The following is a 25,801-nucleotide window of genomic DNA, read 5'->3' on the forward strand; positions in this document are numbered from 1 at the left end:
TGTAGGCCGGATAAGCGCAGCGCCATCCGGCGTTTTCAGACCGCAGGAACAGACATGACCACCATCGCTCTCATCGACGACCACCTTATCGTTCGCTCCGGCTTTGCCCAGCTTTTAAACCTCGAACCGGATTTTCAGGTGGTGGCAGAGTTCGGCTCGGGGCGCGAGGCGCTGGCGGGCCTGCCGGGGCGTGGCGTACAGGTCTGTATCTGTGACATCTCAATGCCGGATCTCTCCGGGCTGGAGCTGCTAAGTCAGTTACCGAAAGGGATGGCGATTATCATGCTCTCGGTTCATGACAGCCCGGCGCTGGTGGAGCAGGCGCTCAATGCCGGTGCGCGTGGGTTTCTGTCAAAACGCTGTAGCCCGGATGAGCTGATCGCCGCTGTGCGCACCGTCTCGACGGGCGGCTGCTACCTGACGCCGGATATCGCCCTCAAGCTGGCGGCCGGACGTCAGGATCCGCTTACCCGGCGTGAGCGTCAGGTGGCAGAAAAACTCGCGCAGGGGATGGCGGTGAAAGAGATTGCCGCCGAACTGGGTTTGTCGCCCAAAACCGTGCACGTTCACCGCGCTAACCTGATGGAAAAACTCGGCGTCAGCAACGACGTCGAGCTGGCGCGCCGTATGTTCGATAGCTGGCAATGAACCCGTTGATTTCGCGGCTGATCGCCGTTGTTGCCAGCTTTTTTATCTTCTCTGCCGCCTGGTTCTGCCTGTGGAGCATCAGCCTGCATCTGGTGGAACGCCCGGAGCTGGCGGTGCTGCTGTTTCCCTTTGGCCTGCGTCTGGGGCTGATGTTGCAATGCCCGCGCGGCTACTGGCCGGTTTTGTTGGGCGCAGAGTGGTTGATGCTGATCTGGTTGTCGCAGGAGGTCGCCCTCGCGCATCTGCCCTTATTGATGACCGGAAGCCTGCTCACGCTCCTCCCGGTTGCGTGGATTTCCCGCTATCGTCACCAGCGCGACTGGCGCACGCTGCTGCGCCAGGGGGCGGCGCTGATTGCCGCCGCGCTGCTGCAATCCCTGCCGTGGGTAGGTGAAAAGGAGATGCTTAACGCCCTGCTGCTGACCCTGACCGGCGGCCTGACGCTGGCACCCACCTGTCTGGTTTTCTGGCACTATCTCACCAGCACTGTCTGGCAGCCGCTCGGGCCATCGCTGGTCTCCCAGCCGGTTAACTGGCGCGCCCGGCATCTCATCTGGTATCTGCTGCTGTTTGTGGTGAGCCTGTGGCTGCAGCTTGGCCTGCCTGCTGAGCTTTCCCGTTTTACCCCGTTTTGTCTGGCGCTGCCGATCATTGCTCTCGCCTGGCATTACGGCTGGCAGGGGGCGCTGATCGCCACACTGATGAACGCTATCGCGCTGATTGCCAGCCAGACCTGGCACGATCACCCGGTCGATTTACTGCTCTCTCTGCTGGCGCAGAGCCTGACCGGGCTGCTGCTCGGGGCAGGTATTCAGCGCCTGCGTGAGCTGAACCAGTCCCTGCAAACCGAACTGTCGCGCAATCGCCGCCTGGCAGAACGCCTGCTGGAGACCGAAGAGAGCGTGCGCCAGGAGGTGGCGCGCGAACTGCATGACGACATCGGCCAGACCATTACCGCCATTCGCACCCAGGCGGGCATTGTTCAGCGCCTGGCGGCGGATAACGCCGGGGTGAAGCAGGGCGGGGCGCATATCGAACAGCTCTCTCTTGGCGTGTACGATTCGGTGCGTCGCCTGCTGGGCAGGCTCCGTCCGCGCCAGCTGGACGATCTCTCTCTGGAACAGGCGGTGCGCTCCCTGATGCGTGAGATGGAGCTGGAAAGCCGCGGAATTGTCAGCCATCTCGACTGGCGCATTGATGAATCATTGCTGAGTGAAGGCCAGCGCGTCACGCTGTTCCGCGTCTGTCAGGAAGGGCTGAACAATATCGTCAAACACGCCAACGCCAGCGCGGTGACGCTGCAGGGCTGGCAGCAGGATGAAAGCCTCAGGCTGGTGATGGAGGACGACGGCTGCGGCCTGCCGCCGGGCTCGGGGCAGCAGGGGTTTGGCCTGGCGGGCATGCGCGAGCGCGTGAAGGTGCTGGGCGGCACGCTGAATATCTCCTGCACCCACGGGACGCGCGTCAGCGTCAGCCTGCCGCTAAGGAGCCATCATGTTTAAAACCCCCGCAAACGCCGCGCCGATAGGCAACAAAGCGGAGATCGACGCCCGCTACCGCTACTGGCGTCGTCATATCCTGATCACTATCTGGCTCGGCTACGCGTTGTTCTACTTTACCCGCAAAAGTTTCAACGCCGCCGCGCCGGAAATCCTTGCCAGCGGCGTGATGACGCGCACCGATATCGGCCTGCTGGCGACGTTGTTCTACATCACCTACGGCCTGTCGAAGTTCTTCTCCGGCATCGTCAGCGACCGCTCCAACGCCCGCTATTTTATGGGTTTTGGACTAATCGCCACCGGCGTGGTGAACATTCTGTTTGGCTTCTCCACCTCGCTCTGGGCCTTTGCCCTGCTGTGGGCGCTGAACGCCTTTTTCCAGGGCTGGGGCGCGCCGGTCTGCGCCCGCCTGCTCACGGCGTGGTATTCGCGTAACGAGCGCGGCGGCTGGTGGGCTATCTGGAACACCGCGCATAACGTCGGTGGCGCGCTGATCCCAATGGTGGTTGGTGCCGCGGCGCTGCACTACGGCTGGCGCGCGGGGATGATGATTGCCGGTGGTCTGGCGATCCTGGCCGGGTTGTTCCTCTGCTGGCGGCTGCGCGACAGGCCACAAACCGTGGGGCTGCCCGCGGTGGGCGACTGGCGGCACGATGAAATGGAAGTGGCGCAACAGCTTGAGGGGGCGGGGCTGACGCGCAAAGAGATCCTCACCAAATACGTGCTGTTAAACCCGTATATCTGGCTGCTGTCGCTTTGCTACGTGCTGGTCTACGTGGTGCGCGCGGCCATCAACGACTGGGGTAACCTGTACATGTCCGAGACGCTGGGGGTGGACCTGGTGACCGCCAACTCGGCGGTGACGATGTTCGAGCTGGGCGGGTTTATCGGCGCGCTGGTGGCGGGCTGGGGCTCGGATAAGCTCTTCAACGGCAACCGTGGCCCAATGAACCTCATCTTTGCGGCAGGAATCTTACTCTCCGTCGGTTCGCTGTGGCTGATGCCGTTCGCCAGTTACGTGATGCAGGCGGCGTGCTTCTTTACCATCGGCTTCTTCGTGTTTGGCCCGCAGATGCTGATCGGCATGGCGGCGGCAGAATGCTCGCATAAAGAGGCGGCGGGTGCGGCGACGGGCTTCGTCGGGTTGTTCGCCTACCTGGGCGCGTCCCTCTCCGGCTGGCCGCTGGCGCGGGTGATCGACATCTGGCACTGGAGCGGTTTCTTTGCCGTGATCGCCATCGCGGCGGGGATATCGGCCCTGCTGCTGCTGCCGTTTTTGCACGCGCAGGCGCCGCGTGAAGCCAGTGTGATGTGATGTGCCTCACCTTTTCGCCCCGAGTGGCGCAAAACTAAGAAATTTTCCCGGTTTTACCTGGACGCTGTCTCAGGCATCTCTCCTGGCTGATTTTTACAATGCCTGCCATTCGCAGGTAAAAATCAGCTCAGGAGCAAACCATGCTGGCCTTCCTTAATCAGGTGCGCAAGCCGACCCTGGATCTGCCGCTCGACGTGCGGCGCAAAATGTGGTTCAAACCGTTCATGCAGTCCTATCTGGTGGTCTTTATCGGCTACCTGACCATGTACCTGATCCGCAAAAACTTTAACATCGCGCAGAACGACATGATCTCCACCTACGGGCTGAGCATGACGCAGCTGGGGATGATTGGCCTGGGCTTCTCCATCACCTACGGCGTGGGCAAAACCGTTGTCTCGTACTATGCAGACGGCAAAAACACCAAGCAATTCCTGCCGTTTATGCTGATCCTCTCCGCCATCTGTATGCTCGGCTTCAGCGCCAGCATGGGCGCGGGCTCCGTCAGCCTGTTCCTGATGATCGCCTTCTACGCCCTGAGCGGTTTCTTCCAGAGTACCGGTGGGTCGTGCAGCTACTCCACCATCACCAAATGGACCCCGCGCCGTAAGCGTGGTTCATACCTTGGTATGTGGAACATCTCCCACAACCTCGGCGGGGCGGGGGCAGCAGGCGTGGCGCTGTTCGGTGCTAACTACCTGTTTGACGGTCACGTCATCGGCATGTTTATCTTCCCGTCGATTATCGCCCTGATTGTCGGCTTTATCGGTCTGCGTTTCGGCAGCGACTCTCCGGAATCTTATGGCCTCGGCAAAGCCGAAGAGCTGTTCGGCGAGGCGATCAGCGAAGAGGACAAAGAGACCGAAGAGAACGAGATGACAAAATGGCAGATCTTTGTTGAGTACGTGCTGAAAAACAAAGTGATCTGGCTGCTCTGCTTCTCCAACATATTCCTGTACGTGGTGCGCATCGGTATTGACCAGTGGTCGACCGTGTATGCCTTCCAGGAGCTGAAGCTCTCTAAAGAAGTCGCGATTCAGGGCTTTACCCTGTTTGAAGTGGGTGCGCTGGTCGGTACGCTGCTGTGGGGCTGGCTCTCTGACCTCGCCAACGGTCGTCGTGCGCTGGTGGCCTGCGTCGCGCTGGCGCTGATTATCGCTACCCTGGGCGTCTACCAGCACGCCAGCAACCAGTACGTTTACCTGGCGTCTCTGTTTGCGCTCGGCTTCCTGGTGTTTGGTCCGCAGCTGTTGATCGGCGTAGCGGCGGTAGGTTTTGTACCGAAAAAAGCGATCGGCGCCGCCGATGGGATTAAAGGCACCTTCGCCTACCTGATTGGCGACAGCTTCGCCAAGCTGGGTCTGGGGATGATTGCCGACGGCACGCCGATTTTCGGCCTCACCGGCTGGGCAGGCACCTTTGCGGCGCTGGATGCCGCCGCCATCGGCTGTATCGTCCTGATGGCGATGGTTGCGGTGCTCGAAGAACGTAAAATTCGCCGTGAAAATCGTGTGCAGAAATTAAAAGCAGCCTGAGTGTGCAGGTGACTTCTTTGCCCGGTGTGTGATGCCGGGCTTTTTTGTTTTAAATTCCAGTTTTTACCCCGCTTTACACAATCGCCCCTCTCCTTGCTCTACAGTTTTTTTGCTGCCGCCTTTCGCGCAGCCTTATTCCTTTTGCTATGGGAGAGCTTGCATGTTGACCCGACGATTATCCTGCCTGGCGCTGTTGATGGCGCTGGCAACCCCCGCAATGGCTACGGATGCGCCCACCTACGGCGAGAAGCTGGAAGGTTTCGACTACGGCTGGCCGGTAAAACACTTTACGTTTACCTCCCAGGAACAGTCTCTGGATATGGCTTATCTGGACGTGAAGCCGGAAAAACCCAACGGCCGCACCGTGGTGCTGATGCACGGCAAAAACTTCTGCGCCGGTACCTGGGACGGCACTATCCGTGCGCTCTCAGCCAGCGGTTATCGGGTGATCGCTCCCGACCAGATTGGCTTTTGTAAATCCACCAAACCGGAGCACTATCAGTACACCTTTCAGCAGCTGGCGGATAACACCCACGCCTTGCTGAAAACGCTCGGCGTCGATCGCGTGACGGTTATCGGCCACTCGACCGGAGGGATGCTGGCGACCCGCTACGCGCTGATGTGGCCGCAGCAGGTGGAGCAGCTGGTGATGGTCAACCCAATTGGTCTGGAAGACTGGAAAGCGCGCGGTGTGCCGCATATTACGGTCGATCAGTGGTACCAGCGCGAGCTGAAGGTCAGCGCCGACGGCATTCGTCAGTATGAGAAAAATACCTACTACGCCGGAGCGTGGAAGCCGGAGTACGAGCGTTGGGTCACCATGCTTGCCGGGCTTAACAACGGGCCGGGAAAAGAACGTGTGGCCTGGAACTCGGCGCTGCTCTACGACATGATTTACACCCAGCCGGTGATCTACGAATTTAGTGAACTAAAGATGCCGGTATTATTGATGATCGGCACGAAGGACAACACCGCCATCGGGAAAGATCTCGCCCCGCCTGAGATCCGCAAAACGCTCGGCAACTATGCGGTGCTGGGGAAGGAGACGGCGAAACGCATCCCGCACGCGACGCTGGTCGAGTTCAACGACATGGGGCACGCGCCGCAGATGCAGGATCCTGCACGCTTCCACGAGGCACTGCTGAAAGGGCTTCAGGCGCGCTGACTGGTTTCCAGCAACAACCCGCGCAGCCACATCTGCGCGGGATTACGGTGTGTTCTGGTGTGCCAGGCCATGCACTTGGTGAAACCCGGCACCGGAACCGGTGTGTCGCAGACAAACATTCCCGTCTGGTTTTCCGCTATCCGTGACGGTACCACGGCGATCATATCGCTTATCGCCAGTACATCCGGCAGTACCAGGAAGTTGCTCACCGATAACCCCACGTGCCGCGTCCGGCCCATTTTTTCCAGCGCGCCATCCGTCACGCCGCGAAAACTGTCACCCTCATAAGAGACCAGCACGTGCTCAAGGGCGCAAAAGCGCGCCAGAGAGAGCGGTTTGCCCGCGTCCGGGTGGTCGGCACGCATCATGCAAACGTACCGTTCATCATAAAGCGCCCGGCTGTGCAGGTCGTCTGGCGTGGTGTGGGGCGTGATCAGCGCCACGTCAACGTTCCCGCGTTCAAGCTGGTTCATCATCCGCTCGGAATCGACAGGTATAACCCGCACGCGTATTGCCGGTGCCCGCACCTTCAGTGCCGCGATAAACGGCACCGCGATCGCGCGGAGCGCGTAATCGGTGGCAGCAAGCGTGAAGGTGAGGGTGGCCTGTCGTGGGTCAAACGCCACCGGCTGCAGCAGGAGGTCGATATCTGCCAGGATGCGCTTCACCGGCGCGGCCAGTTCTTCCGCACGCGTCGTGGGTACGATGCCGTGGGGCGCTCGGATAAACAGCGGGTCGTCGAAGTAATCCCGCAGGCGGTTCAGCATGCCGCTGACCGCCGGCTGGGTCAGGGCCAGACGCGTCGCCGCGCGGGTGACGCTGCGTTCATCCAGCAGGGCGTCGAGCGTTTTCAGCAGGTTAAGATCCAGCGTGCGCAGATCCGTTTTCATGACGATGTTCTACCTTTTTTCAGTTCACTATTATGGCCGTGCCCGCTGTCGATACCCTGCGTTTCCCGCTATGATGAGCGGCTATTCAAAGGAGAACGCATGGTCTGGATAATGCTGGCAACGCTTGCCGTGGTGTTTGTGGTTGGGTTTCGTGTCCTGACCTCGGATTCCCGCCGCGCCATCAAACGCTTGAGCGAACGGCTGGGTATCACCCCGATGCCGGTAGAATCGATGATCGATCAGTTCGGTAAAACGCCCGGCAATGAGTTTATCCGTTATCTTGAACGCCCGGACGAGGCGCATCTGCAAAACGTTGCCCAGGTGCTGCTCATCTGGCAGGTCTGTATCGTCGACGGTAGCGAAGAGAATCTCCACACCTGGCACCGCATGTTGCGTAAAGCCCGTCTGGCCGCGCCGATCACCGATGCGCAAATTCGTCTGGCGCTTGGCTTTATGCGCGAGATGGAGCCGGATCCGCAGGAGCTGAACGCTTTCCAGCTGCGTTACAACCAGCTCTTTCTGCCGGAAGAGGGTGTATTTTACCTGCACTGATATCACGAACCGTGATGATGAGTATAAGGCATCATCATTAGATTTATACCACTCACGGGCGCACCATCACCTCATCCACTAACGATGAGGTGAACCATGAAACAATCCGCCATTATCTGGCCAGACGATTACCTGCCAGGCACCACCGATAACTTTGCGTCCAACGAAATCATTGTCGCCGGGCTGAGCGCAAAAGCGATCTGGGCGCAGCTCAACGACACTACCCTGTGGCCGAACTACTACAGCAACGCCGAAGATATTCGTTTTCACGACGGCAGCGGTCCGGAACTGAGCGCCAACGCCCGCTTCCGCTTCACGACCTTTGGCTTTCCGGTTGAGGCGCAGGTGACGGAGTATGTTCCGCCGGTCGATGGCGAGGCGGCGCGTATCGCCTGGCACGGCTGGGTGGAAGGGGAGGAGAGTGCGCGTCTGGATGTGATCCACGCCTGGCTGTTTGAAGACTTACCGGGTAACCGCGTCCGTATTTTGACTCAGGAGTCGCAGAAAGGCGTTCCGGCACAGGAATTAGCACGTACCCTACCGAACCCGATGATCAACGGGCATCAGGAGTGGATCGTCGGGCTGGCGAAGGCGGCGATGCAAGAAAAGTTGTCGAAACGTTAAATTCGTCACACTTTTGATGATAAACTGCGCGACTTTCCCGCACGTTTTTATCTCAGGTGACACCATGACAGAACATATCCAGCCCACGACCAGACCGCAGACCAAAGAGGTTTCTCGCCCCAACTGGTCGGCGGTTTTTTCCGTGGCGTTCTGCGTCGCCTGTCTTATTACCGTCGAGTTTTTACCGGTCAGCCTGCTGACGCCGATGGCGCAGGATCTGGGCATTTCCGAAGGCGTAGCAGGGCAGTCCGTTACCGTGACCGCGTTTGTGGCGATGTTTGCCAGCCTGTTTATCACGCAGGTTATTGGCGCGATTGATCGCCGCAAAGTGGTCATTCTCTTCAGCGTGCTCCTGACGCTCTCCTGTCTGCTGGTCTCTTTCGCGGAGAGCTTCACCCTGCTGCTGCTCGGCCGCGCCTGTCTGGGTCTGGGGTTGGGCGGTTTCTGGGCAATGTCCGCCTCGCTCACCATGCGTCTGGTGCCGGCACGCACCGTGCCGAAAGCCCTCTCCGTTATCTTTGGCGCGGTCTCCATCGCGCTGGTGATTGCCGCGCCGCTGGGGAGTTTCCTTGGCGGAATCATCGGCTGGCGTAACGTCTTTAACGCCGCAGCGGTGATGGGTTTTCTCTGCATTCTGTGGGTGTGGAAAGCGCTGCCGTCCTTGCCGGGAGAAGCGGCGCACCATAAACAGAACATGTTCAGTCTGCTTAAGCGCCCCGGCGTGCTGGCGGGGATGACCGCCATCTTCATGGCCTTTGCCGGGCAGTTTGCCTTCTTTACCTATATCCGCCCGGTCTTTATGACCATGGCGGGCTTTGACGTGGATGGCCTGACGCTGGTGCTGCTCAGCTTCGGTATCGCCAGCTTTGTCGGCACCTCGCTGTCGTCTCAGTTCCTGAAGCGCTCCCTGAAAGTGGCGCTTGCTGGCGCCCCGCTGGTACTGGCTGTCAGTGCCGTCGTGCTCATTCTGTGGGGCAGTGACAAATGGGTTGCCTCGGCGATTGCGATTATCTGGGGCTTTGCCTTTGCGCTGGTGCCGGTGGGCTGGTCGACGTGGATCACCCGCTCGCTTGCCGATCAGGCTGAAAAAGCCGGGTCGATTCAGGTGGCGGTGATCCAGCTGGCGAACACCTGCGGCGCGGCGGTGGGCGGCGTGGCGCTCGACCACCTGGGGCTGACGTCGCCGCTGGTCATCTCCGGCACGCTGATGCTGCTGACCGCGCTGCTGGTGGCAGGGAAAGTGAAGACGAAGTAATGCTTTTCTCCCTCTCCCGTGGGAGAGGGCTGGGGTGAGGGCAACAGGCTATGCCGGGGCTTTCACCCGTTTTCTCGAATCCATCGAAATCAACACCACCGACGACACGATCAGCAGCGTGCCCAGCCAGTCCGGCAGGGTAAACGCCACGCCCAGTAAAATCACCGACAGTAACGCGCTGCTCAGCGGCTCGGCGCAGCTCAGAATGCTCGCCTTCGGCCCGCCGATCATCTGCGCGCCTTTCAGGTACAGGCTGAACGTCAGCGCCGTGCCGATCACCACCAGGTAGAAAAACGCCAGCAGCAGGCTGCCGTCAATGACAAACGCGGTGCCGCGTCCGGCGTAGAACGGCGTCAGCGTTAAGCCGGCGATCAACATACTCCAGCCGACAATCGGCAAGGTGCCGTAACGGGCGATCAGGGTTGACGGATACGTCGTGTAAAACGCCGCGGCAAAGGCCGAGGCAATGCCGAAGAACAAAGCCGCAGGCGAGATGGAGAGTGAAGTGTGGTCGCCGTGGGTGACCAGCAAAAATGTCCCCACCAGTGAGGTCAGGATCGCGGAAAGCACAAACAGACCCGGCCGCTTTTTCCGCGCCAGCGCAAACCACGCCACGATAATCGTCGGTGACAGAAACTGCAGCACGGTGGCCGTAGCCGCGTTGGATTTCTCGATTGTCACCAGGAAGGTGAGCTGCACCGTGAGCGCGCCAGCCAGGGAGAAAAACAGCAGGCTGAGGGCGTCTTTGCGATGTTTGATGACCGAGAAAATTTTGTCGCCGTGAACGAAGGAAAGCGTCAGCAGGATCAGGCCGGTAAACAGCAGGCGAACCATGGTCAGATACGGTGACGAGATCTGGCTTTTCTCCATGATGTACTGCGCGCAAACCCCTGAGCTGCCCCATAAAACGGCGGCGATCAGGACGTTCAGCATCCCTTTACGTGTGGAACCCATGTTCTCCCCTGCGATGTTGTCGTTAATTCGGTCAACAGCATAGCATGGTTGTGTGCGGCCTGGTGCCCTCACCCCAACCCTCTCCCACGGGGAGAGGGGGATACACCGTTTTGCTTTTACCTTAGAACCACGCCTCCCACATCGCGCCGACGTTGAAGTCGTCCAGCGTTTCGTCTTTGGTATTGTTCACGCGGGCGGTACGTTCGTTATCCACTTTGCCGCCGGTGACGTAGAAGCGCAGCATCGGACGGAACTCCGGCCCCATGGCGATAGACATGTTCTGCGACAGGGTCAGCTTCCAGCCCTTGTTGTCGCCGCCGTTGTCGTAATCCACATGCTGCCAGCCCGCTTCCAGCCAGGTGGAGTGAACGTCGTTCCACCAGTGCATCGGACGTACAATGGCGTTGTAGTTCTTACGGTTATCGGTCTTATCACGGCTGTTGTCGTAGTCGTGGAAGGCGAGGATGTACTCCACCTGCGTGGCCTGGGTGAATTTGTACAGCCCTTCGAAGCTGGCATAGACCGTGGTCAGATCTTCGGTTTTATTGAACACGCTGTTGTCCGCGTTATCAGAGTAACGGGCAATCACCTTGTTCACGCCGCTGTCGTTGGTGTGGCTCAGCACCACGCCGCCCTGCCAGGCATTCAGACGCTCATCGCTCTCCACCGCTTTTGAATCAAAGCCGTAGTTGGCGTACAGCTCCAGATCCAGCGGACCGACTTTCATGCCGTGGATTTTAGAGGTGGCCGCGTAGTTACCTTTGTCGCCCGTGCCGGACCCGCCGGTACAGGTGATGCGTGACGGGTTGGCTTCATCTTCCATGACTTCCGGGCTACAGGATTCCACCGCCGCCACCGCGGCCACGTCAAACTGCACGCCGCCGATGTCGAAGTTCTTCACCCCGGCGCCCTGGCCGTCATGGTTCATCCAGAAGTAATCGTTGATGCCCTGCTGCGGACGCTGGTGGAAGTCACGACCAGCCCAGAAGTAGGCGTTCGGGTTGGAGGCCATAATGTTGGTCACCCCCGCGTAGGCTTTTTTCAGGTTAACTTCATCGCCCCAGTGGTCGATCATCACGTTGATGTCCCAGATGGCGCCGTTGTCACCCTTGAAGGCCTTGGAGAGCTGGAATTCACCGCCGTTGCCTTCGTTACCCAGACGACCGATGGCAGATGCCCCGTTATAGGAACCGTCCACCGCCACGTATTTCTGGTCAGCGGCCTGGAAGTGCGCGCCGTAACGGGCATAACCGGTAAATTTAATGCCGAACGGAATAGCCATATCCGGGGATTGCGCCGCGCTTTGCGGCTCCGTCACCACGTCGGCTTTTTTCGCGACCGCGGCATCCATTTTGGCCTGACGCTCCGCGAGGGCTTTATCCACCGCTTTTGCCACAATGGCGTCGATTTGTTCCTGGGTAAATTCCTGTGCGAGCACAGAAATTGGGCAAAGCGCGGCGATAACCGCCATGGTTAATGGAAGTTTTTTTAGGGTAGTCATGGTTATCTCAATATAGTTTAATTTTATTCAGACAATAACCATCCCGCTCCGATCTGACAGAGTATGTCGCTATCATCAGAACAAGTGGATTTCTATTTAAGGTACAGAGGTATTACTCGTTATTTCGCCATAGATTATCTCTGATATAAATGAATAATTTCTTCGGATAATTCACGCGCCAGTAATGAATTCATTAAATGATCTTGCGCGTGCACCATAATTAACGTCATCGGCTGACGGGCTTCACCCGCATCCTGCTCAATGAGTTTGGTCTGCATCTTGTGCGCCTGGCGCGCGTAGCCATCGGCTTCGCGCAGCAGGCTTTTGGCTTCGTCAATGTTGCCCTGCCGCGCAGCGTGCAGTGCTTCAAAGCACAGGCTGCGCGACTGACCCGCATTGACGATGATTTCCATCACGGCTTCTTCTAAGGCAATCATCGTCTTTCTCTCTATTTCTCGAAACTATTATGTAAAGAGGTGGCAGCAAACCACTCTCCGCTCTTTTTAATGGTGCGCTGTTGCGTAGTTAAATCGAGCTGAATAAAGCCATAACGGTTTTTATACGCATTACACCACGACCAGTTATCAATAAACGTCCACATATGGTAACCAAGACAGTGACACCCTTCGCTAATACCTTTATGCAGCCAGGCTAAATGTCCGGAAATAAAATCGATGCGGTATTGATCGTTGATTTGGCCATTTTCAATAAAACGCTGCTCATTTTCGACACCCATTCCGTTTTCAGAAATAAAACAGCGTGGGTTGCCGTAATTGTCTCGCAGATTAACCAGAATATCGTAAATACCCGGCTCGTAAATTTCCCAGCCACGGTACGGGTTCATCTTGCGGCCCGGCATCTCGTAGTTATCAAAGAACCACTCCGGCATAAACGGCGCCTGCGGGTTCACCGCGCTGTCGCGACACTTCACGCGACGCGGCTGGTAATAGTTAATGCCGAGCAGGTCGATTTTCCCTTCCGCGATCAGGAAACTGTCCTCCGGTTTACAGGCGGGCAGCTGGTCGTAAGATTTTAGCAGCGCCACCAGATCGGCCGGGTATTCGCCGCGCAGAACCGGGTCCAGGAAGCTGCGGTTGAACATCAGATCCGCAATGTGCGCCGCCTTCACGTCCGCCGGGTTTTGCGAGCGCGGGTAGGACGGCGTCAGGTTGAGCACGATGCCGATCTCACCTGCGTAATGTCCGGCGCGGTAGGCCTGGACAGCCTTCGCGTGGGCCAGCACGGTGTGATACGCCACGGTGGCCGCCCGACGGAAATCCACCACGTTGGGGTAGTGGAAATCGTACAGATAACCGCCTTCAACCGGGACAATCGGCTCGTTGAAGGTAAACCAGTGCAGCACGCGGTCGCCAAACAGGTCGAAGCAAATCTGCGCATAGCGGGCGTAAGCGTCCACCACCTCCCGGTTTTCCCAGCCGCCAATCTCCTGCATCGCCATCGGCATGTCGAAATGGAACAGGGTGATAAATGGCGTAATGCCCTGCTCGATCAGCTCATCAATGACCTGGTTATAAAATTCGACCGCCTTTGGATTCACTTCACCGATACCGTCGGGGATCAGGCGCGCCCAGCTTATAGAAGTGCGAAAGCTGTTGTGGTTCAGCTGCTTTAACAGCTGAATGTCCGTTTTCCAGTGCTGATAAAACGTGGAGGTATGCTGCGGCCCCACGCCGTTGTGAAAACGGTTCGGCTCGCGGGCAAACCAGTAATCCCATGTGGTTTCACCCTCTCGTGTCCCTTCGGTCTGGAGAGCAGAGCTTGCGCTGCCCCACCAGAAATTATCGGGAAATGTATATTTCATGACGCTTCCTCTTTGACTTAATTGCTTGCGGTCTCAGCGGTACCGACGGTTGCCTGAGCTTTCTGCTCTTCGTTTTTCATCAACGTACGCTCGTAAGCACGCAGGAACGGCAGGTACATCAGCGCTGACATCACCATACAGATGAGACACATCACCACCGGGCTCAGCGCCCAGTTGGCGGCCCATGAGGCGCCAATTGGTGCGGGCGTGGTCCACGGCGTTAACGATACCACCTGTGCCAGCCAGCCCAGTTTGGTTGCCGCGTACGCCAGGCACGCATTCACCAGCGGAACACACACGAACGGGATAAACAGCATCGGGTTCATGATAATGGGCGCGCCGAACAGGATCGGTTCGTTGATGTTAAAGAAGCTTGGCACAACGCCCATTTTGCCGATGGTGCGTAAGTGCGTTACCCGGCTACGCAGCAGCAGGAAGGCCAGCGGCAGCGTGGAGCCTACGCCGCCAATCAGCAGGTAGTGATCCCAGAAGCCCTGCAGGTAGACGTGTGGCAGTGCCGCACCGGCCGCCAGAGCCGCCTGGTTTGCCGACAGGTTCGCCATCCAGAACGGGTTCATGATGCCGGTGACAATCAGCGAGCCGTGGATACCGGCGAACCAGAAGATTTGGCACAGCAGCACGGAGAGCAGAATGGCGGGCAGCGAGTCAGACGCAGAGACCAGCGGTTCCAGCAGGTGCATAATCGCCTGCGGGATGATCATACCGGTCTGCGCCTCGATAAACAGGTTCAGCGGATGCAGGGTGCCAATCACCACCATCACCGGGATCAGGATCTCAAACGAACGCGCCACGCCGGTCGGGACTTCCTTCGGCAGACGAATGGTCACGTTGTTCTGCTTCAGCCACGCATAGACGCGGGTGGCGTAGATGGCGGTGATCAGCGCAGTGAAAATCCCCTGACCAGACAGATACTGGGTGGAGATCTTACCGTCCGCATACGGCGCGGCGACCAGCAGGAAGGCCATAAAGGCCAGCAGGCCGGACATCACCGGGTCGAGATTAAACTGACGCCCCAGGCTCGCCCCGATCCCCACCGAGATGAAGAAGGTCATCACGCCCATGCTGAGGTTAAATGGCAGCATCAGCTGTTCGCGATAAGTCTGGGAGAAATCCAGCCAGCCGCGGGCAAAGCTGTTGGTGGTATCCGCCGAGAACGGCGGGAAGATGAACACCAGCATAAACGAGCCGATGATCATAAACGGCAGCGCGGCGGTAAAGCCGTCGCGGATGGCAATCACATACTTTTGCTGGCCGAGCTTCGCGGCCAGCGGGGTAATTGACTGCTCAATCACCGCGACCATGGATTGATATAACGAACTCATGTGAACACCTTTTAGTGTGCCGCTTCGATGAGCGACAGAGCATAGTCCAGTACTTTATCGCCACGCTGCATGCCGTAGTCCATCATATCGATGGGCTGGACCGGAATGCCTTTTGTGGCCGCCTTGTCTGAGAGTGTCTGTAACATGTATTTCACTTGCGGTCCGAGAAGCACCACCTGATATTGCGGAAACTGCGTATCAAATTCGGAAACGCCGTACGCATCAATTTTTACCGCCAAACCGCGTTCTTTCGCCACATCGACCATTTTGCTGACCAGCAGGCTGGTGGACATCCCGGCAGAGCAGCAGAGCATAATCTTGAACATCGACAACCATCCTCAAAATGTAAATAGATATTGCGGTAATGATTGGATATCAGATGGAAACCGGTTTCCATTTATAAAAGACAGAAGTGTGACAACCATCAAGATCCCTTATATATGAGGCTAATTAACCCGATGTGCGTCACAAAATTTGGCTGTTTTGACATCATTTTGAGTGGAAACGGAAAATCGGTTTCCATGGAAAACGGAAACGGATATACTCCTTACTGGCTATAATGAGAGCCGTAGCGGTAATGGAATTTGCAGGCGCGAGGTAAGCCTGTCAGGGGAAAAAGATGTCGACAATCAATGATGTATCACGTCTTGCCGGGGTGTCGAAAGCCACGGTATCGCGAGTGTTGAGTGGGTCGCGTGGCGTAAAGGAAGCCAGCCGTCAGGCCGTTCTGAAAGCGGTAGATGAACTGAACTACCGGCCCAATGTGATTGCGCAGTCGCTGCTGAGCCAGTCGACGGGGTGTATCGGGGTGATTTGCGCGCAGGAGAATATTAACCAGACGACCGGTTATCTGTACGCGCTGGAAAAACAGCTCAGCCAGCATCAAAAACACCTGCTGCTGCGCTTCGTCCATAGCAAAGCGGACGTGCTGCACGCCCTGGAAGAGCTCTCCTGTGGGCTTTGCGATGACATTCTGGTGATTGGCGCGCGTTTTCCACTGGATATCGACATGGATAACGTCATCCTGGTTGACTGTATGGGCTCAGAAAATCCCAACAGCATCCAGTTCGATCACGCCTTCGCCGCCGAAACCGCCTGTAACTACCTTACCAGCCAGGGACGCCGCCAGATTGCCCTGATCCATCCGCACGGTAGCGGCTTTGCCGATCAGGTGCTGCTGGGCTACAAACATGCGCTGGAAAAAAATTTCCTGCCCTTCAACCGCAACCTCGTGTTTATGGACGCGACCTCCTCGTCCGTGGCGCTGCAGGAGCTGCTGAATAACGCCAGCACGCTGAATTTCAACGCATTACTGGTTGCGGACGAGCAGGAAGCGCAGCGGGTGATCCCGCAGTTGCAGGCGTTTAATAAATCGGTGCCGGAGGACATCATGGTCTTCAGCCTTGCCGGATCGCTGCATCTGCCAGGCATTCCGGTGATCCCGGCCATTGAGTATTCCATGGATGCCATGGCGGCGCGCATCGTGAGCTGGTTGACGGAAAAAACACAGATGCTCGGGTCGTACGTGCTGCGCGGGGATTTGATCATTCCGGATGTGCGTAAGCGTTAAAAATGTTGTGCAGGCCGGGTAAGGCGCAGTCGCCACCCGGCGAGAAGCACGTTTCCAGCCCTCAATAATCCTCCATACAATCCACCTGACTCACCGCATCCCAGTAGGCCTCCAGGCTGTCACGCTTCACGGCCGTGATGGCGTTTTTAATCAGCAACTGGTTGGCCTCGGACGATAAAATCATGGCCTGCCAGGCTTTATCGCTCTGTTTTTTCTGGGGCGTGCAGGCTTTTTTCACATCTTTGAGTACCTGCTGCTTAATTTGAGCCTCCCGCGCCGGGTCGTCCTTTTCCTGAGCATGGGCAAACGCGGCGAACAGCAGGCAGACCAGCAGACAAACCAGGTGTGCAGATTTCATCGAAACCTCCATTAAGAGACACATGCTTCCCCAGAAATATATCGTTACATTCAGTGTAGCGACGCCAGCCGAAAGTATGAATTTTCTCTTCACCGCGTATCCGGATTGCCCCGCAAGCGTTACTCAATCCCACCCCCCAGCGACTGCCACAGCGTGATGCGGTTTTCCAGGTCGGTTTGCTGCAGCGATATCAGTGATTCCTGCGCCGACCACAGCGACCGCTGCGCGGTCAGTACCGTCAGATAATCCCCGGCACCCGCCTGATAGCTGCGGGTCGCCACATCCAGCGTTTTTTGCTCGGCCGCAACGTATTCACGCTGGGCATCAAGCTGCTCGCTGAGCGTTTCACGGCGTGCCAGCGCATCGGCCACGTCTTTAAACGCGCTCTGGATGGTTTTCTCGTAGGTGGCGATCAATCCCTTCTTCTCCGCTTCCGCGTAGCGCAGCTGGGCCAGATTGTTGCCGCCGCTGAACAGCGGCAGGGTGATGGACGGTGCGAATGACCACACCTTCATCCCGTGGCTGAAGAGGGACGAAAGCGAATCGCTGCCGACGCCCGCACTGGCGGTCAGTGAAATGGTCGGGAAGAAGTTGGCGCGCGCGGCACCGATATTGGCGTTGGCGCTCAGCAGGTTGTGCTCCGCCTCCTTAATATCCGGGCGACGCAGCAGCGCGCTGGAACTGACACCCGCCGGGATCAGCGTGATGGCGTTATCGCTCAGGCTCTCCAGCGTACCCGGCAGCAGAGTGTCCGGCACCGTGTCACCCGCCAGCAGATTAAGGGCGTTTTTGTCCTGCATTACCTGCGTTTGATAGCTCGCCACGCTGGCTCGCGCCTGCTGGTAAACCGCCATCGCCTCGCTAACGTCTGTTGCTGCCGCCACGCCGACCTGCTGCTGACGCTTCACTATCCTGAGCGAGCTGGCGGCGCTCTCCATCGTCGATTTTGCCAGCGCCAGGTTGCTGTTATCGGCCGCCAGGGTCACCCAGGCGGTGGTCAGTTCGCTGACCATCGTCAGGCGCGTGTTCTGCGCGGTAAATTCACTGGCAAGCCAGGTTTCACGTGCTGCACGCGACAGGCTCTGGTTGCGGCCAAACAGATCCAGCTCGAAGCTGGAGACCGTGCCGTTGGCCTCATCGCTGGTGGCGACACCGCTTGCCAGCGTGCGGCTGCGGGTGTGGCTCAGCTCCGCGTCCACCGTCGGGAACAGGGACGATCGCGTTTCGCCGTACTGGGCGCGCGCGGCGTCAATATCGGCAATTGCTTTTTGCAGGTCGCGATTGCTGTTGAGCGCCATCGTCACTACGCCTTTCAGGCGCGCATCGTTCATCACCTGTTGCCACTGGCTCACCACGGCGGTGGCTTCGCCGTGCGCACCCGGCAACGTCGCCGGGACGGGCGCAGCCGGGCGCTGATACGTGGGATCTAAAGAGACGCAGCCCGCGCTCATCAGCGCTAACACAAAAACAGATAAACGAAACATTATGACCTCCGGTTGCTGTGTTTACCGGAGAACAGACGTTTCACCAGTACAAAGAATAACGGAACGAAGAAGATCGCCAGCAGCGTGGCGGCCAGCGTCCCACCAATAATGCCGGTACCGATCGCCACCCGGCTGTTGGCCCCTGCACCGGTGGCAATCGCCAGCGGCGTCACGCCTGCAATAAACGCCAGCGAGGTCATGATGATGGGGCGCAGACGCGTCTGGGCAGCACGCAGCGCCGCACGTGTCAGGGAGTAGCCTTCGGCGACTTTCGCCTCGGCAAATTCAACAATCAGAATGGCGTTCTTCGACGACAGGCCGATGGTGGTCAGCAGTGCCACCTGGAAGTAGACATCATTGTTCAGGCCGCGCAGGGAGGCGGCAATCGCCGCGCCCAGCACCCCAAGCGGGATCACCAGGATGACGGAAATCGGTACCGACCAGCTCTCGTACAGCGCCGCCAGACACAGGAACACCACCAGGATCGAGAGGGCATACAGGCTCATGGCCTGACCGCTCGCCAGTTTTTCCTGTAAGGACAACCCGCTCCACGCCCAGGTGCTGCCGGACGGCAAATTATTCGCCAGCTGCTCCATTTTGCTCATCGCCGTACCGGAACTGGCGCCACTGGCGTTCTCGCCCTGAATTTCATACGCCGCCGATCCGTTGTAGCGCACCAGGCTTTCCGGGCCATACTCCCAGCGGGTGGTGGCAAAGGCGGAGAACGGGGTCATGGTGCTGTCGCTACCGCGCACATACCATTTGTTGAGATCGGACGGCACGGCGCGATAGTCGCTGTCGCCCTGGATATAGACCTTCTTCACGCGGCCGCGATCGATAAAATCATTCACATAGGTGCCGCCCCATGCGCTGGAGAGGGTGTCGGTGACGTCGCTCAGGGAGAGCCCCAGCGACACGGCTTTATTGTTGTCGATATCCACCTGAAGCTGCGGCATCTGCGGCAGATCGTTGGCGCGCACCGCGTGCAGGGAGGCATCCTGATTCGCCTCGCCAATCAGCTGGTTACGCAGCTTGAGCAGCGTGTCGCGGTCGGTGCCGCCGCTCGCCATCAGCTCAAAGGTAAAGCCATTGCTCTGGCCCAGGCCGTCCACCGCCGGTGGCGTCATGGCAAAGATGGTCGCATCGCGGATGGTGCTCAGCTCCTGCGTGGCGCGCAGGGCAATGGCCTGAGCGGTGTTTTCATCCCCCTTACGTTCGGACCAGTTTTTCAGGGAGACAAACGCCATCCCGGCGTTCTGGCCGCTGCCGCTAAAGCTGAAGCCCTCAATGGTGAAGATAACGTTGGTGTTGGCTTTCTCTTTGGTGAGGAACCATTCGCGCACCTGGCGGCTGACTTCGGCGGTACGTGTCGATGTTGCGCCGGCTGGCAGGGTGTACTGCACCATGATTTCGCCCTGGTCTTCCGTCGGCAGGAAGCTGCCCGGCAGTTTCAGCATCGCGAACCCCATCGCGCCGCAGAGCAGAGCGTATATGACCAGCATGCCGCCGGAACGGCGCTGGGCGCGCAGCACCTTGTTCTGGTAACCCTGTTCGGTCTTGCTGTAGAAGCGGTTAAACGCGCCGAAAAAGCCCTTCTTATGTGGGGCGGTGTGGCTCAGAATCGAGCCGCACAGCGCAGGCGTCAGGGTTAATGCCACTACCACGGAAAGGAGCATCGCCGAGATAATGGTGACCGAGAACTGACGGTAAATCACCCCGGTGGACCCGCCGAAGAAGGCCATCGGCAGGAACACCGCAGAGAGCACCAGGGCAATCGCTACCAGCGCACCGGAGATTTCGCCCATCGATTTTTCCGTGGCTTCCCGGGCGGGCAGCCCTTCGTCGCGCATAATACGTTCGACGTTTTCCACCACCACGATGGCATCATCCACCAGCAGCCCTATCGCCAGCACCATCGCAAACAGGGTCAGGGTGTTGATGGAGTAGCCGAACAGCGCCAGTACGCCAAAGGTGCCCAGCAGAACCACCGGAACGGCCAGCGCCGGAATCAGCGTGGCGCGGATGTTTTGCAGGAACAGGTACATCACCACGACCACGAGGATAATGGCTTCGAACAGGGTCTGAATGACATCCTCAACGGAGATTTTGATGAACTCGGTGCTGTCTTTCGGGTAGGCCACGTCGTAGCCTTCCGGCATCGACTTTTTGAACTCGGCGATTTTCTCTTTCACCGCCGTGGCGGTATTGAGCGCGTTAGCGCCCGGTGAAAGCATCACCGCCATCCCCGCGGCCGGGTGGCCGTTCAGCTTCGCGGTGGAGGTGTAATCTTCGCTGCCCATCTCCACGCGTGCAACGTCGCTGATGTGTACCACCGCGCCGTTAGACTGGCTCTTGACGATGATATTTTTGAACTGATCCACCTTCTGCAGACGCGACTGGGCGCGTACGGTAGCGGTCAGCTGCTGGGCGTTCGACGAGGGCAGCGCGCCGATTTTACCGGCGGAAACCTGCACGTTCTGCGCTTCAATCGCACTTTGCACATCTGACGGCATCAGCGAGTAGGACGCCAGCTTCGCCGGGTCGAGCCAGATACGCATCGCGTATTCCGCGCCAAACACCTGCAGACTCCCGACGCCATCCACACGCGCCAGCGGATCCTGCATATTACTGACCAGCCAGTCGGCGATATCCGAGCTGCTGGCGGTGTCGGTTTTGTCGTACACCCCCATGATCAGCAGGAAGTTGCTCTGCGATTTCTCGACGGTGATCCCGGACTGCTGTACTTCAGTCGGCAGGCGTGATTCTGCCTGCTGGACTTTGTTCTGCACCTGGACCTGCGCGGTGTCCGGGTCGGTCCCCTGTTCAAAGGTGACGGTAATGCTCACCGTACCGTCCGAACTGCTGGTGGAGGTGAAGTAGAGCAGGTTATCCAGCCCGGTGAGCTGCTGCTCGATCACCTGCGTCACGCTGTTTTCCAGCGTCTGCGCGGAGGCACCGGTGTAGGTGGCGGAGATCTTGATCGACGGCGGGGCGACGTCCGGGTACTGCGCAACCGGCAGCGTGCGGATCGCCAGTATCCCGGCGAGCATGATGAGGATGGCGATCACCCAGGCAAAGACCGGGCGACGCACGAAGAAACGGGAAAACATCAGGCATTCCCTCCGCTGGATTTCATCTCTTCGGCCTTCACCTGTTGGCCGGCGGTGACTTTGTCGGTGCCTTCCACAATCAGCCTGTCGCCCGCCTTCAGACCGCTCAGCACCAGCCATTTATCGCCGTAGGTGTCACCCGTTTCCAGCTGGCGTTGCTCCACCTTGTTGCTGGCGTTCACCACCAGCGCGGTGGCTTTGCCTTTGGCATCGCGGGTAATGCCCTGCTGAGGGGCCAGGATCGCGTCATCCATGATGCCCTCGTCCACGCTGGCGCGGACAAACATTCCCGGCAAAAGCTGATGCTGTGGGTTCGGGAAGACGGCACGCAGGGTGACCGAGCCGGTCGATTCATCCACCGCCACTTCGGTCAGCGCCAGACGACCCTTTTCGCTGTAGGTGCTGCCGTCTTCTAGCTGCAACGTGACGCTGAGCGTATCGCTGTTCGAGGCGAGGGTTTGTTTGCGTAATCGCAGCAGATCGGCACTCGAACGCGTTAAGTCGACATACATGGTGTCCAGCCCGCGAATGGTGGCCAGCGCGGTGTCCTGCTGAGCGGTCACCAGCGCGCCGGGCGTGACGGAGGAGATGCCGATGCGTCCGGCAATCGGCGCGGTGACGGTAGTCCAGTTGAGGTTAATGCGCGCGCTCTCCTGCGCGGCTTTCTTTGACTCGACGCTGGCCTTGTCCTGCGCGCAGGTGGATTTCGCGTCTTCCGCGTCCTGGCGCGACACACCGTCGTCTTTCACCAGCTGTGCATAGCGCCGGGCTTTCTGGCAGTCGGCCTGCACCAGCGCTTGCGCCTGTTTCAGCGCCGCGGCGGCTTCATCAAACGCGGCGCGGTAGCTGGAGGGTTCGATCTGATACAGCGCTTGTCCGGCTTTCACGGTATCGCCTTCGGTGAACAGCCGCTTCTGAATAATGCCGCCCACCTGTGGGCGAACTTCGGCGCTCATTGCGGCGGTGGTACGCCCGGTCAGTTCACTGACGACGGACACCGGCTGGCTCATGAGTGTGACAATCCCCACTTCCGGAAGAGGACGTTGGGGAGCAGATGTTTGCGCATTATCACACCCTGTCAGGAGGAGTAATGCGGCGATGGAGGTTGTTATCTTTTTCATCATCTTTTTCCAGGGTGAACGATGCCCGCCCTGTTAAAGGCTTAACAAGGAGGAGGGCGTTTTAAAGGCACAGCGATACCGTATCTCTGGCAGAACCAGAAATGGTAAACCGGGAAATTACCTGTTCCCGTTAATTATTCACATGCGATTACTTCGCAGTGAAAAGCATATTTAAAATATTCTGATAAATCGGCTCTAATTGTTCTGACGGCACGTTTAAAGGCGTAAGCCGACGGTAAATTGTGCCTTCGATCATCACGGCGGTAATCTCCACGCAGCAGCGAATATGTTCATCACTTAAATGAGGAAACTGCTTTTTCAGGTGCGCACAGGCGTTGCTAAACATACGGGCCTCGGCTGCGGTTAACATGGCGGCCACCTGCGGATTACGCGTCGCCTCGGCGGACATTTCGAGCATCAGCGCATCGTCGTCTTCGTTAATCGTCTGACGCCAGGCGAGCGCCTGCGGCATGCCTTCCACCACCGTTTTGTCCTGCATTCCCTCGATACGGGAATCGATAATACGGCGGATCATCTCTTCAATAATCGCATCTTTGTTACTGAAATAACGGTAAATTTGCCCGACGCTGAGTTTCGCCTCGCTGGCGATTTGCGACATACTGGCCGCATGAAATCCACTGGCGCGAAAGCAGCGGCGCGCGGCGGTGATGATCTCGTCCTGACGTTGTTTCTGCCGTTCTTCCAGTTTTGTGCTCATCGTCGATTACCGGGTAAAAAGTGAGAATGATCGTTCTCATTATACGTTTTGGGTGCGTATTGGAAAGGCTTTTTTTATTTACATATTGAATGAATATTTCAGGATTTAAAAAATGGAGGAAATAAGGAGTTTTTATGAAGGTTAACCTGTGAGATATTCAGATTGCGTGGAAAATAAGGAGAAAAATATGCACCTGAGCATAACAGAAAAAGTCACACCCGAAGAAAAAGAAGAGTTATTTGTGGGATTAAGAGCTTACAACGCCCAGTTTTTAGATATGACGAACTTTAGTGGTGATATTGGCGTTTACATGCGAGACGAAAAGGGCGTCATGCTGGGTGGATTAATCGGCGTACGAAAAGGTGAATGGCTGAATATTGATTATCTCTGGGTGAGCGATACCGTGCGGGGAACCGGCGTGGGCAGCCAGCTTATCAAAACGGCGGAAGAAGAAGCCCGACGTAACGGCTGCACACATGCCCTGGTCGACACGGCCAGCTTCCAGGCGCGTCCGTTTTATGAAAAACAGGGGTACCAGCTGCAGATGTCTTTGCAGGATTACCCGTATCCAGGCATGCAGCGTCATTATCTGAAGAAAGCGCTTTAGGCCCGGTTCTGCATTAGTCATTCCGCTATTTATTGCGAGTCGCTTTCTGAAATTGACGCGTCTAGCTTGCCTCCCTTGAGGGCGATGGCACATGCTTCGGCCTGGTCATTCAACCAGGGAGATAGCAATGAAACGTACAGCAAAACTCTTCAAAAAGGGGCGACGTCAGGCAGTGATGTTGCCTGCTGACTTCATGTTTGATACGGAGAGTGTTTACATCCGACGAGATGAGGAAGGGAACGTCATCTTGACTGCGAGATCGGAAAAGGAGCGTCACAGAGATAATTTTTTACGTTTACTGAAGCAGACTGATGTTCCTGATTCTTTCCTGAGCAAAGAGGAACGCAATCAGAGCTATACAACAAGAGATCCATTTGAAGGGTTCTAGAAAATGCTGCATATGTTGGATACAAACATAGTAAGCCACCTCGTCAGGCAACATCCCGGGGTGATAAAGCACTATTCTCGCACCCCAATAGAAAAAATGTGTATTTCAAGCGTGACGGAGGCTGAACTGCTTTATGGAATAGCCAAAAAGCAAAGTGACAGATTACAAAAAACAATACTTGAGTTCCTTAAAACCATCACTATTTGCGACTGGGACAGTGAAGCCGCAGCAACGTACGGTGAACTCCGCGCAGAAATGGAGAAGAGAGGGAGAGTGATGGGCGATCTCGATCAACTGATCGCTGCGCATGCTCTTAGTCGGGGTACAACAATAGTGACCAACGATCATGCATTCAGAATGGTGCAGGCGCTTGCCGTTGAGGACTGGACAACAGCGTCGTGATCGCCGATGCCTGGTGGCGCAGCGTCACCCGGCAATAGACCGCATATAACCTATCCTTCTTATTGATTCCTTTTCGGTTTTTATTTCACCGCCTCGTTGTCGATATAGTCACTGAAACGTTCATCAAAAGGATAGGTCTTGTGAAACTTCGATTGGGTGCTCTGGTTCTCGCGGGTCTGCTGCTGGCAGGATGCGATCAAAGTGGCAGCGATGCCAAACACATTAAAGTCGGCGTAATCAACGGCGCGGAGCAGGATGTGGCTGAAGTCGCCAAAAAAGTGGCAAAAGAGAAATACGGTCTGGATGTGGAGCTGGTCGGGTTTAGCGGTTCGCTGCTGCCCAACGATGCCACCAACCAGGGAGAACTGGATGCTAACGTCTTCCAGCATCGTCCGTTCCTTGCAGAAGATAACAAGGCGCATAACTACAAACTGGTTGCCGTAGCGAATACCTTCGTCTTCCCGATGGCCGGTTATTCCCGCAAAATCAAATCCGTGTCTGACCTGAAAGACGGGGCGACCATTGCCATCCCTAATGACCCCACCAACCTCGGTCGCGCGCTGCTCCTGCTGCAAAAAGAGAAACTGATTACCCTGAAACCGGACGTGGGCCTGCTGCCAACCGCGCTGGATATCACCGCTAACCCGAAAAAACTGAACATTATGGAGCTGGAAGGGGCGCAACTGCCGCGCGTGCTGGATGACCCGAAAGTGGATGTTGCCATCATCAGCACCACCTATATCCAGCAAACCGGGCTTTCCCCGGTGCATGACAGCGTCTTTATTGAAGATAAAAACTCGCCGTACGTGAACATCGTGGTGACGCGCGAAGACAATAAAGACGCAGAGAACGTAAAGGAATTTATCCAGTCCTATCAGTCACCGGAGGTGGTGAAGGCGGCGGAGACCATTTTTAACGGCGGAGCGGTGCCGGGCTGGTAATG

General features: G+C 57.5%; 25 protein-coding genes. 13 read left to right on the top strand and 12 right to left on the bottom strand.

Going from position 1 to position 25,801, the window contains the following annotated elements; translation table 11 throughout:
* The first annotated feature begins 54 nt into the window (after positions 1 to 54).
* The 5 genes from uhpA to EQV24_RS18400 all read left to right on the top strand — a co-directional run bounded on the left by uhpA (position 55) and on the right by EQV24_RS18400 (position 6,159).
* Complete coding sequence (gene uhpA, locus EQV24_RS18380) at positions 55 to 648, top strand: transcriptional regulator UhpA (RefSeq protein ID WP_013094809.1); 594 nt, start codon at positions 55 to 57, stop codon at positions 646 to 648.
* A complete protein-coding gene (uhpB, locus tag EQV24_RS18385) occupies positions 645 to 2,150 on the top strand; it encodes a signal transduction histidine-protein kinase/phosphatase UhpB (RefSeq protein WP_130626908.1) in 1,506 nt (501 codons plus the stop codon). Before uhpA ends, uhpB begins: the two co-directional genes overlap by 4 nt.
* Positions 2,143 to 3,462: an MFS transporter gene (locus EQV24_RS18390; RefSeq protein ID WP_013094811.1), complete on the top strand. Its 1,320-nt coding sequence runs from the start codon at positions 2,143 to 2,145 to the stop codon at positions 3,460 to 3,462. The genes uhpB and EQV24_RS18390 overlap by 8 nt, the downstream gene beginning before the upstream one ends.
* 140 nt (positions 3,463 to 3,602) lie before the next feature.
* Entirely contained in the window at positions 3,603 to 4,994 is a 1,392-nt protein-coding gene (uhpT, locus tag EQV24_RS18395; protein WP_013094812.1) for a hexose-6-phosphate:phosphate antiporter, read from the top strand.
* Positions 4,995 to 5,154: 160 nt separating this feature from the next.
* Complete coding sequence (locus EQV24_RS18400; protein ID WP_032618346.1) at positions 5,155 to 6,159, top strand: alpha/beta hydrolase; 1,005 nt, start codon at positions 5,155 to 5,157, stop codon at positions 6,157 to 6,159.
* Here EQV24_RS18400 and EQV24_RS18405 read toward each other — a convergent pair.
* Positions 6,147 to 7,049 carry a LysR family transcriptional regulator gene (locus tag EQV24_RS18405; RefSeq protein ID WP_013094814.1) on the bottom strand — a complete coding sequence of 301 codons (903 nt, stop codon included), beginning with the start codon at positions 7,047 to 7,049 and terminating at the stop codon, positions 6,147 to 6,149. The two genes, EQV24_RS18400 and EQV24_RS18405, sit on opposite strands and share 13 nt — an antisense overlap.
* A 99-nt stretch (positions 7,050 to 7,148) precedes the next feature.
* Between EQV24_RS18405 and EQV24_RS18410 the strand changes: the two genes are divergently transcribed.
* The 3 genes from EQV24_RS18410 to nepI all read left to right on the top strand — a co-directional run bounded on the left by EQV24_RS18410 (position 7,149) and on the right by nepI (position 9,480).
* Positions 7,149 to 7,601, top strand: coding sequence for a DUF1198 domain-containing protein (locus EQV24_RS18410; RefSeq protein WP_013094815.1), 453 nt, complete (start codon positions 7,149 to 7,151; stop codon positions 7,599 to 7,601).
* 96 nt (positions 7,602 to 7,697) lie between these two features.
* Positions 7,698 to 8,225, top strand: a complete 528-nt coding sequence (locus EQV24_RS18415; protein ID WP_013094816.1) for an SRPBCC domain-containing protein — start codon at positions 7,698 to 7,700, stop codon at positions 8,223 to 8,225.
* Positions 8,226 to 8,289: 64 nt separating this feature from the next.
* Positions 8,290 to 9,480 (top strand): purine ribonucleoside efflux pump NepI, encoded by a 1,191-nt coding sequence (nepI, locus tag EQV24_RS18420; protein WP_023620618.1) that lies wholly within the window; start codon positions 8,290 to 8,292, stop codon positions 9,478 to 9,480.
* Positions 9,481 to 9,528: 48 nt separating this feature from the next.
* Here nepI and EQV24_RS18425 read toward each other — a convergent pair whose 3' ends face one another.
* From EQV24_RS18425 to EQV24_RS18450, 6 genes are all read right to left on the bottom strand, one after another.
* A complete protein-coding gene (locus tag EQV24_RS18425) occupies positions 9,529 to 10,434 on the bottom strand; it encodes an EamA family transporter (RefSeq protein WP_130626909.1) in 906 nt (301 codons plus the stop codon).
* 121 nt (positions 10,435 to 10,555) lie between these two features.
* Positions 10,556 to 11,935, bottom strand: a complete 1,380-nt coding sequence (locus EQV24_RS18430) for a carbohydrate porin (RefSeq protein WP_013094819.1) — start codon at positions 11,933 to 11,935, stop codon at positions 10,556 to 10,558.
* Between the two features lie 134 nt (positions 11,936 to 12,069).
* Entirely contained in the window at positions 12,070 to 12,372 is a 303-nt protein-coding gene (locus tag EQV24_RS18435) for a PTS lactose/cellobiose transporter subunit IIA (protein WP_008500136.1), read from the bottom strand.
* An 11-nt stretch (positions 12,373 to 12,383) separates the two neighbouring features.
* Positions 12,384 to 13,757 (bottom strand): glycoside hydrolase family 1 protein, encoded by a 1,374-nt coding sequence (locus EQV24_RS18440; RefSeq protein ID WP_013094820.1) that lies wholly within the window; start codon positions 13,755 to 13,757, stop codon positions 12,384 to 12,386.
* A gap of 17 nt (positions 13,758 to 13,774) precedes the next feature.
* Positions 13,775 to 15,100: a PTS cellobiose transporter subunit IIC gene (locus EQV24_RS18445; RefSeq protein ID WP_013094821.1), complete on the bottom strand. Its 1,326-nt coding sequence runs from the start codon at positions 15,098 to 15,100 to the stop codon at positions 13,775 to 13,777.
* Positions 15,101 to 15,111: 11 nt separating this feature from the next.
* Positions 15,112 to 15,426, bottom strand: coding sequence for a PTS sugar transporter subunit IIB (locus EQV24_RS18450; protein WP_013094822.1), 315 nt, complete (start codon positions 15,424 to 15,426; stop codon positions 15,112 to 15,114).
* Positions 15,427 to 15,719: 293 nt separating this feature from the next.
* Here EQV24_RS18450 and EQV24_RS18455 point away from each other — a divergent pair, with 293 nt between their 5' ends.
* Positions 15,720 to 16,670 carry a LacI family DNA-binding transcriptional regulator gene (locus EQV24_RS18455; RefSeq protein WP_130626910.1) on the top strand — a complete coding sequence of 317 codons (951 nt, stop codon included), beginning with the start codon at positions 15,720 to 15,722 and terminating at the stop codon, positions 16,668 to 16,670.
* A 61-nt stretch (positions 16,671 to 16,731) separates the two neighbouring features.
* On the opposite strand, the gene EQV24_RS18460 is transcribed toward EQV24_RS18455, so the two are convergent.
* The 5 genes from EQV24_RS18460 to EQV24_RS18480 form a co-directional block, all read right to left on the bottom strand.
* A complete protein-coding gene (locus EQV24_RS18460; RefSeq protein ID WP_058661664.1) occupies positions 16,732 to 17,028 on the bottom strand; it encodes a YicS family protein in 297 nt (98 codons plus the stop codon).
* Between the two features lie 119 nt (positions 17,029 to 17,147).
* Complete coding sequence (locus EQV24_RS18465; protein WP_038418274.1) at positions 17,148 to 18,512, bottom strand: TolC family protein; 1,365 nt, start codon at positions 18,510 to 18,512, stop codon at positions 17,148 to 17,150.
* On the bottom strand, positions 18,512 to 21,622 hold the full coding sequence (locus tag EQV24_RS18470) for an efflux RND transporter permease subunit (RefSeq protein ID WP_130626911.1): 3,111 nt from the start codon (positions 21,620 to 21,622) through the stop codon (positions 18,512 to 18,514). Before EQV24_RS18470 ends, EQV24_RS18465 begins: the two co-directional genes overlap by 1 nt.
* Complete coding sequence (locus tag EQV24_RS18475; RefSeq protein WP_130626945.1) at positions 21,622 to 22,743, bottom strand: efflux RND transporter periplasmic adaptor subunit; 1,122 nt, start codon at positions 22,741 to 22,743, stop codon at positions 21,622 to 21,624. The genes EQV24_RS18470 and EQV24_RS18475 overlap by 1 nt, the downstream gene beginning before the upstream one ends.
* 148 nt (positions 22,744 to 22,891) lie before the next feature.
* Positions 22,892 to 23,461 carry a TetR/AcrR family transcriptional regulator gene (locus EQV24_RS18480; RefSeq protein ID WP_013094828.1) on the bottom strand — a complete coding sequence of 190 codons (570 nt, stop codon included), beginning with the start codon at positions 23,459 to 23,461 and terminating at the stop codon, positions 22,892 to 22,894.
* Between the two features lie 187 nt (positions 23,462 to 23,648).
* Between EQV24_RS18480 and EQV24_RS18485 the strand changes: the two genes are divergently transcribed.
* The 4 genes from EQV24_RS18485 to nlpA all read left to right on the top strand — a co-directional run bounded on the left by EQV24_RS18485 (position 23,649) and on the right by nlpA (position 25,799).
* Positions 23,649 to 24,068: a GNAT family N-acetyltransferase gene (locus tag EQV24_RS18485; RefSeq protein WP_048972221.1), complete on the top strand. Its 420-nt coding sequence runs from the start codon at positions 23,649 to 23,651 to the stop codon at positions 24,066 to 24,068.
* A 127-nt stretch (positions 24,069 to 24,195) separates the two neighbouring features.
* Entirely contained in the window at positions 24,196 to 24,456 is a 261-nt protein-coding gene (locus EQV24_RS18490; RefSeq protein WP_020686447.1) for a virulence protein, read from the top strand.
* 3 nt (positions 24,457 to 24,459) lie between these two features.
* A complete protein-coding gene (locus EQV24_RS18495) occupies positions 24,460 to 24,858 on the top strand; it encodes a type II toxin-antitoxin system VapC family toxin (RefSeq protein WP_020686448.1) in 399 nt (132 codons plus the stop codon).
* A 140-nt stretch (positions 24,859 to 24,998) separates the two neighbouring features.
* The gene (nlpA, locus tag EQV24_RS18500) at positions 24,999 to 25,799 is read left to right on the top strand and encodes a lipoprotein NlpA (protein WP_130626912.1); all 801 of its coding nucleotides are present in this window, start codon (positions 24,999 to 25,001) and stop codon (positions 25,797 to 25,799) included.
* Positions 25,800 to 25,801 lie beyond the last annotated feature (2 nt).

The organism is Enterobacter sp. A8, from assembly GCF_004296595.1.
GTDB lineage: Bacteria > Pseudomonadota > Gammaproteobacteria > Enterobacterales > Enterobacteriaceae > Enterobacter > Enterobacter cloacae.